Source organism: Spirochaetota bacterium (genome assembly GCA_026414805.1).
Lineage (GTDB): Bacteria > Spirochaetota > UBA4802 > UBA4802 > UB4802 > UBA4802.
Window position 1 is genome coordinate 1 of sequence record JAOAIH010000106.1, and the last position, 6,328, is coordinate 6,328.

General features: G+C 40.6%; 6 protein-coding genes. All 6 read left to right on the forward strand.

The genetic code is table 11. The features are described 5' to 3' along the window. Nucleotides 1–1,108 (forward strand): ABC transporter ATP-binding protein (locus N3F66_14280; GenBank protein MCX8125312.1); only part of this gene is annotated, 1,108 nt, incomplete at its 5' end. 38 nt (nt 1,109–1,146) lie between these two features. Then, nucleotides 1,147–2,583, forward strand: a complete 1,437-nt coding sequence (locus N3F66_14285; protein MCX8125313.1) for an FkbM family methyltransferase — start codon at nt 1,147–1,149, stop codon at nt 2,581–2,583. 293 nt (nt 2,584–2,876) lie between these two features. Then, a complete protein-coding gene (locus N3F66_14290; GenBank protein ID MCX8125314.1) occupies nt 2,877–3,221 on the forward strand; it encodes a hypothetical protein in 345 nt (114 codons plus the stop codon). A gap of 49 nt (nt 3,222–3,270) precedes the next feature. Beyond that, the gene (locus tag N3F66_14295) at nt 3,271–4,188 is read left to right on the forward strand and encodes a hypothetical protein (GenBank protein ID MCX8125315.1); all 918 of its coding nucleotides are present in this window, start codon (nt 3,271–3,273) and stop codon (nt 4,186–4,188) included. Beyond that, nucleotides 4,071–5,051: a hypothetical protein gene (locus N3F66_14300; protein ID MCX8125316.1), complete on the forward strand. Its 981-nt coding sequence runs from the start codon at nt 4,071–4,073 to the stop codon at nt 5,049–5,051. Before N3F66_14295 ends, N3F66_14300 begins: the two co-directional genes overlap by 118 nt. Before the next feature lie 128 nt (nt 5,052–5,179). After that, complete coding sequence (locus N3F66_14305; protein ID MCX8125317.1) at nt 5,180–6,256, forward strand: glycosyl transferase; 1,077 nt, start codon at nt 5,180–5,182, stop codon at nt 6,254–6,256. Nucleotides 6,257–6,328 lie beyond the last annotated feature (72 nt).

Consider the following 6,328-nt stretch of genomic DNA (forward strand, 5'->3'; position numbering starts at 1 on the left):
GATCTGGGCGCTCAAAGATGTGTCCTTTGAGGTCAAGCGCGGTGAAACGGTCGGCATTATCGGCCGTAACGGTGCAGGCAAATCCACTCTGCTCAAAATTCTCTCCCGTATTACTGAGCCGACAACCGGCAGGGTTATTCTGCGGGGCAGGGTTGCAAGCCTGCTTGAAGTGGGCACGGGGTTCCATCCAGAACTCACAGGCCGTGAAAACATTTATCTGAACGGGGCTATTCTCGGCATGAGCCGCGCCGAGATCAAGCGAAAGTTTGATGAGATTGTTGCATTTGCCGAGATCGAAAAATTTCTCGATACCCCTGTCAAGCGCTACTCAAGCGGTATGTACGTGCGCCTGGCCTTCGCCGTGGCCGCGCACCTTGAGCCTGAGATACTGCTTGTTGACGAGGTGCTGGCAGTGGGCGATGCCGCGTTTCAGAAGAAATGTTTGGGGAAGATGGGGGAGGTGGCGAAAGAGGGGAGGACGGTGTTGTTTGTGAGCCATAATATGGTAGCTATAGAGAATTTATGTCAGCGAGGTATTATATTGGATGAAGGTAAGATGAGTTTTGCTGGTGCAATCAAAAATGTAATCCGCAAATATATCTCCCGTGTGCAGATAGAAGCTAAGACAGGTCTGGCAGAACGTCAGGATCGAAGAGGGAGCCAATGGCTAATATTCGATAGAATAGGTATTTATGATTCTGAGGGGAATGAACTTCAGCAGGTAATGAGTGGTCAAAATATATGCATCCGGTTGTACTACAAATCAAAACAAGAGAAACGCGATGCATCAGTTCTTGTTGCCTTTAATATTAGAAACAGTCAAGGCTATCTATTGGCGAACTTAAATTCAGAAGACACTGGCCAGGGCAATTTAGAAATATATCATAACGGATATTTTGAATGTCGTTGGCCCAAATTCAACCTTAGATCTGGTTCCTATGAATGTACGCTGTTTTGTTCGGTAAACGGCGAAATTGTAGATTGGGTGCAAAGCGCCTTTGTTATAAACGTGGCAGACGGGAATTATTATAAAACGGGCAAAATAATCGAACGCAGTCAAGGTGAGGTTCTTATTGATCATTCATGGACATACGGTCGAGCTTTTTAGAAGTTATCTTAGACAAAGACATCTTTTTAAGCATAAATATGAAAGCAAATAATTTTTTTCATCGGATATTTGCTTCGGTTTACAGGTGGTTTTTTTCAAAAATAAGCTATGCAATTGAGTATGCAAAATTCGTGAAAAAAGTATTACAGTTTATCTGTCGAAGTGAGATAAGGTATTTTTTATGGATTTTGAATTATTTTGAGATTTTAGGCAGTTATAAATCATATAAATATAAATTACCAATTGACAGACATAAAAGACCGTTACCTTGGTACACATATGCAGCAATTGAGTATCTCGAGCAATATGATTTCTCAAAATGCAACATTTTTGAATATGGTTCAGGTCATAGCTCCAAATTTTGGTCAGAACGTTCATGTATGGTAATAAGCGTTGAGTCTGATCAGTTTTGGTTTAAGTATTGGGATGAAAAATTAGGTAATAATCACAAATTTTTTTTTAAAACTGAAATGCAGGGATATGTTAACACAATTTATTACGATGCTCTTCTCTATGATGTAATAGTTATTGATGGAAAATACAGATATAATTGCGCAAAAGAGGCAATTAAATGTATCAAGGATGGAGGAATAATCATCTTAGACAACACTGATTGGTTTCCTAATACGGCAAAATTATTAAGGGATAATGGGTTTATACAGGTTGACTTTATAGGAGCTGGTCCAATTAATTCTTATCCTTGGTGTACATCAATATTTTTCAAAAATAAAATAAATATTCCAAGAAAGAGACATGAAATAAAAGTACAAGGCGGTTTGATCAAGAATTCTGACGATGATTTTTGTTTGCCTTATAAAGAAGAAAGCAGCCGGAAATCTTTTGCGTTAAACCAATTAGATATGAAAATGGCCATATATCTAAACAACCGCACGAACGGTTTTTTTGTTGAGGTAGGTGCCAATGATGGTCTCAATCAAAGTAATACACTTTATTTCGAAAAGTATTTAGCTTGGAGAGGGTTATTGATTGAAGGTGTTCCTGAATTAGCAGAACGGTGCAAAAAAAATCGGCCTAATTGCATAGTGGAAAATTGTGCTTTAGTCGCATCTGATTATAAAGAAAAAACTATTGAGATGATTTACTGCAATTTAATGAGTATCGTTAAGGGATCGATGGGTAAACCGTATGAAGATTCTAATCATATTAAAGCTGGGAAGAAATTTTTGAAAAAGAGAGAAAAAACATATCATATTGAAGTTCCTGCTAAAACTTTAAGCTATGTTCTTGATAGCTATAGAATTGATCATGTAGATTTGCTCTCCTTAGATGTAGAAGGTTATGAAGCTCAAGTGCTAAAGGGAATTGATTTTACACGTCATCGGCCTGAATTTATATTAATTGAAGTACGCGACAGGGAAGAAATTGAATCAATTCTTGCAAAAAGATATGAAGCAATTGCAATTCTTAGTATTAATAAAAATTATTCTGATATTTTATATAAATTAAAAAAATAACTTCCCAACTTAATAGCCCTGCTTGCACAATCACACACAAAAAACGCCATAACAAAAGACATAGCCGCAAGCATAAGAAATCTCATATCCCAAACTGTGTGGGCGCATTCAAGACCGACTTCAGGACCTTGCAACACGATACCATGCAGGCCTCTGGGAAACCGAAACCGTGGTATCACAGCAAAGCATTGCTTCGTTTTTGCCGCTCATTTTAATGTAAAACCAGGTTCACGCTGATTAAAAAACTACAGCAAAAAACTGCTCTTAAAAATGATCAGGCAATCATTACACGTTTGCAAGGACTTCCTCAACTCCTGCGACAAACCAATACCTATGATAACGGTTCAGAAAATACTGAAGATGAAACAGTAACCCAGCAACTGCACAGCCGAATCTTCTTTTTTACCCCTTTTACCACAGATGGAAAAAGGGATCAGTTGAAAATGCTGCCGGACTTGTTCGACGGATATTTCCCCAAAAAACTGACTTTTCTATCGTGCCCGATGAAAACATCGCTTCCACTGAATGTTTTACTTACAACAGACCAAGAAAATGTTTACATTCCCTCACGCCACTTTAAGCTATGGCTCATGAACTGTGTTGCATTTAATCATTTAATCAATGAAGCTGGGATATAACGGGCAACTATTTGTAAATGATAAAAACTAATTATAAGATAAATTAGTGATGAACATTATAATACCCATTATCCTCTTTGCCTATGCTCGTCCTGACCATCTGCGCCGGACGCTGGCTTGCCTCCGCGAGAATCGCGTGCCTTTCATTTATGTTTTTAGCGATGGGCCGGCCACGCTGGACAAGGAGCCATTGGTTGGTCAAGTGCGAGAAATTTTGCGTAGTATTGACTGGTGTGAGGTGGTACTTTGTGAGCGGGAGACAAACTTTGGATTGGGTCGTTCCATCCTCACCGGTATAAACGAAGTGCTGCAACAGCACGAAATGTGCATCATCTTCGAGGATGACCTCATTTGTGTGCCGGGGACGTACGAGTACTTGGTTGCGGCGCTCCGTCACTATAAGGACGACCCCCGGGTGATGAGCGTGACCGGCTGGACGCATCCTCTTGTAACACCACCGGACGTTGGTGACCAACCTTATTTTGACGGCCGCGCCGAATGCTGGGTCTGGGGGACATGGCGGCGGGCTTGGCAGGGAATGCTGGAACACGATGCCCGCAGCCTGATGCTATCCTGTGAAAAAGAAGGTATTGATCCAAAAAAATACGGTACCGATCTCCCTAGAATGGCTGATAAAGAGTTGCAGAGAAACATTTGGGCGGTTCGGTGGCTTTACCATCATATATTGCACGGCGGTCTTTGTTTGCGTCCGCCCTGGAGTATGGTGGAACATATCGGCTTTGGTGATCAGGCGACAAATGCAAAAAATGCTGGTAAATGGGCAAACCCTCCGCTCAAATCATGTCCACCTATACCTTCAAAATGGCCTGATGCAAAAGAGCACCCAGCGTGTGCGAAATTGCATCGTCAGGCGGTTACTCAAAGGATTCCAATACTGCACCGTGTAAAACACAGGCTCCGCAACATAGCAGTTTACATAGAAAAGACAATTGCACTGATGCAATGAAACTCAAAGATTTTTTCAGGTTATTTGTGCCTCCCCTATGTGTGCTTGTATATCGGAAGCTCTGTAGGCATAACAACTTAGCACCTCATTATGAATACATACCTGAAGGGTGGGCATATGTACAAACTCATCCCGAAGTAAAAGGATGGAATGTGCAGGAGGTATTGGACACCTATAGACAGAAGTGGCCTCGTTTTGTGCAGATGGTGCGTGAGTCAGGGCCCCTGGGTGTGGCACATGAGGCTAGCTTGGCTTCACGGGAAGATATTAACAGCCATAACACGATTATGATTTTTGCCTATTCACTTGCTTTAGCCGCCCGCAATAGAAATAGCCTTTCAATGCTGGATTGGGGTGGTGGTATTGGTCATTACTATTTATTGGCTCAGGCACTTCTGCCTGATGTTTGCATCGAGTACCATTGTAAGGATGTGCCCCTTTTAGCTCAGTATGGTGCTCAGCTTTTTCCTAATCAGCACTTCTATACCGATGAATTATGCTTTACACGCATCTATGATTTCGTTCTTGCAAGCGCCTCCCTACACTACAGTGAGAACTGGCAACGGGTGCTAGCAGGCTTGGCTAAAGCCACAGCTGGCTATCTCCTTGTTACCCGCCTACCGACTGTGATGGAAACAGCATCTTATGTATTTATCCAACGCCCCTATCGTTATGGCTACAACACCGAGTATTTGGGGTGGTGTTTAAATAAAACTGAGTTTTTGCATGAAGCAGGCAAATTAGGGTTAGATTTAGTACGCGAGTTCATTATTGGTGAGCTGCCCCATATTGTCAATGCGCCGGAACCGTGTCAATATCGAGGATTTTTATTTAAAAAAAACAATCACTTAAACTTAAGGTGACTCCGTCTCAGAATATAAGGTATTTTGCCTCTATTATCTATTTCACACAATAGGCATTTATTAATTCATTCACAGCGGATTGATTTTTTATAACTACCATCCTATTTGAAGCAATGACCAAATACCCAATGAAACAAATCCATTTTTGCACTTTTTTTGACAGAAATTATCTTATTCGTGGTCTTGCTTTACATGCATCGTTACTAAGGCAGTGCCAGAAGCCTTTTACTTTATGGATTTTATGTTTTGATGATGAAACCTATAATATTCTTTCTGAATTAAACCCTCCCAATGTTCGGCTTATTACACATTACGAATTTGAGGATGGTGATAATGCACTTATAGCTGCCAAAAACAATCGCACCAGAATTGAATATTACTGGACATGTACCCCTTCATTGCCACTTTATATACTCAGGTATAATCCAGAAGTTGACTTGATTACATATCTTGATGCTGACCTTTATTTTTTTTCTGATCCACAGCCTATTTTTGATGAAATGGGTGATGCATCAATTTTGATTATCGAGCATCGTTATGCGTCGGAACATAGAGATTTGGAGAAAAAAGCAGGGATTTATAATGTGGGATGGGTAAGCTTTCGACATGATATAAATGGACAATCCTGTCTTACATGGTGGCGAGAACGATGTTTGGAATGGTGCCATAAAAGGACAGAGGACAATAGGTTTGGAGATCAATTATATCTGGATGACTGGCCACAGCGGTTCAAAAATGTAGCTGTTTTGCAACATAAAGGAGCGAATGTCGCTCCATGGAATGTAACCAGTTATCAGGTGCAACAAACCAACGGTCTAGTGACCATTGACGGTTATCCGTTAATTTTTTTTCATTTTCATGGTTTCCATTTTGTGCATTCTGTTATTATTGAGCCGGCTTCTTATCGTTATAACCTCCCAATAAATATTATTAAACATATAGTTCTTCCTTATTCAGAACAGCTCTTTGTTTTACACAAAACTATTAAGAACCACTGCAACACGGATAACAAGGTAAAACGACGAATGCTTATATACGGAACATTAATCCAGCGGCTGTTGGTTTTACGACCTCGTTTTTTAACTTTATGGCTTTGGAAGATCGGGGGGGTAGGTCGATCCCTGAAAAAGATGGTGTACAGAATTAAAGATTTTTTCTTTCATATGATAACCTTCAACGAAAAGAGATCATTAAAAAGCTCTTGAGATGATAAGCATTGATAAGTGTGGTGCTAATTCGTTTCAATTAGGCAAACACGGCTGGCCATGGTGTGAGGA